This is a genomic window from Paraburkholderia panacisoli (assembly GCF_008369935.1).
GTDB classification, from domain to species: domain Bacteria; phylum Pseudomonadota; class Gammaproteobacteria; order Burkholderiales; family Burkholderiaceae; genus Paraburkholderia; species Paraburkholderia panacisoli.
Window position 1 is genome coordinate 1 of record NZ_VTUZ01000128.1, and the last position, 1,885, is coordinate 1,885.

Sequence of the window (1,885 nt, forward strand, 5' to 3'; positions counted from 1 at the left end):
CGGGCTTTTTTTTGGTGCGCCGAGCATGCACAACAGCTTGGGGGTGCGAGTCCCCTGTCCAACCTGATGGTGGTGAAGGACTAGCGAAACGCAAGGGCGTCGTCGTGAGGCGGGGTCTGAAGGAAGCGTGTAGCAAAGCCACGACCTGACGAACAGAAACCAGATGGGAGGCCTACCCGGACGGACGAGCGAGCCAATGATCGCGAAGTCCATAGCCATCAAGGTCCGGGGTGGTAGATCTGGCGGGTGTGTGGCGAAGGCGGTTGGGCTTACCTCGGGAGGCCTGCGCGGTGTCCTGGACTCAGGACTGAACGGCTCGCAAGGGTTGTTGACCACCGCGCAGGAGTCAGCAGCGGGCATAGTAGGGCAGCGATGCCTGAAGGCCCAAACGGAGAGGAGCGGCGAGTAAGCCGGAGAACTCGACATGGGAGCGCAGCAGAAAACGCATCGCGTCCTCGATAGCGGAGGCAGGGGTGAAGCCCCGAGGGCTGCTGATCGAGGGGCTGAACCTATGGCGGCGAACCCCGAGTCCGAAAGCCCGTCGGCTAGTGACCGACTGATGGAGGAAGTCTGCGAACGGGAGAACCTGAAGCAGGCGTTGAAACGTGTGAGAGCAAACAAAGGCGCACCGGGCGTGGACGGCATGACGGTTCAGGCACTACCGGCGTACCTGCGTGAGCACTGGCCGACGATACGGTCCATGCTGCTGGAAGGCACGTACAAGCCACAACCTGTCAGACGGGTCGAGATACCCAAGCCGGATGGAGGTGGCGTGCGCAAGCTCGGCATCCCGTGCGCGCTTGATCGATTCGTTCAGCAGGCGGTATTGCAGGTGCTGCAACAGCGGTGGGACCCGACGTTCTCGGATTCCAGTTATGGTTTCCGTCCGGGACGCTCGGCGCATCAGGCCGTGGCAAAGGCGCAAAGCTACATCCAGTCGGGGTATCGATGGGTTGTAGATTTGGACCTCGAGAAATTCTTCGATCGCGTAAGCCACGATATCCTGATGAGCAGGGTGGCAAAGCGTGTCAGCGACAGGCGAGTGCTGAAGCTGATCCGCTCCTTTCTGACGGCGGGCGTGCTGGAAGACGGGCTGGTTGGCGCAACGGACGAAGGGACGCCCCAGGGCGGTCCGCTGTCACCGTTGTTATCCAATCTGATGCTCGACGACCTCGACCGGGAACTTGAGCGACGCGGACTGCGATTTGCAAGGTACGCCGACGACTGTAACGTCTATGTACGCAGCGAACGCGCGGGCCAACGGGTGATGGCGGGGCTGAAAGCCTTCCTCACCAGCAAGCTCAAGTTGACGGTCAACGAGACGAAGAGCGCAGTGGCCGAGCCTCACACGCGGAAGTTTCTGGGATTCACCTTCGGGACCCGGGATCACGTCAAACGGCGCATCGCGCCCAAGGCACTGAGCCGGTTCAAGGAGCGAATCCGGGAAATGACCCAGCGCTCGCACGGGGTCAGCGTTGACCAACTGATCGGCATGCTGAACCGTTACCTGACTGGATGGCGCGGCTACTTTGGATTCTGCGAAACGCCGAGCGTCCTTCAGCGTCTGGACGAATGGGTGCGCCGCCGGGTTCGCTGCTTCTTCTGGAAGCAGTGGCGACGCGGGAGCACCCGCTTCCGGGAACTGACGGCGCGAGGGGTGGACCGGTCCCTTGCTGCCCAGACAGCCGGGTCACCCCACAATGCATGGCGGCTGAGTAATAGCCCCGCACTGCAACGGGCGTTGACCAATCGCTTTCTGCGATCCCTCGGTCTTCCATCACTGCGTCCCTAGCCGATCAACCGATCCGAACCGCCGTGTACGGACCCGTACGCACGGTGGTGTGGGAGGGGTCGGGCCGCGAGGCCTGCCCCTATCCCGATCCCG

1 protein-coding gene is annotated in these 1,885 nt (G+C 62.3%); it reads left to right on the plus strand.

All coding sequences use genetic code 11. The features are described 5' to 3' along the window. The first annotated feature begins 424 nt into the window (after positions 1-424). Entirely contained in the window at positions 425-1,792 is a 1,368-nt protein-coding gene (gene ltrA, locus FVF58_RS50875; protein WP_149676969.1) for a group II intron reverse transcriptase/maturase, read from the plus strand. The last annotated feature ends 93 nt before the right edge of the window (positions 1,793-1,885 follow it).

What these genes read in the sequence shown, in the direction of transcription:
- ltrA (WP_149676969.1), top strand. Translation starts at nt 425, where the DNA reads ATGGGAGCGCAGCAGAAAACGCATCGCGTCCTCGATAGCGGAGGCAGG.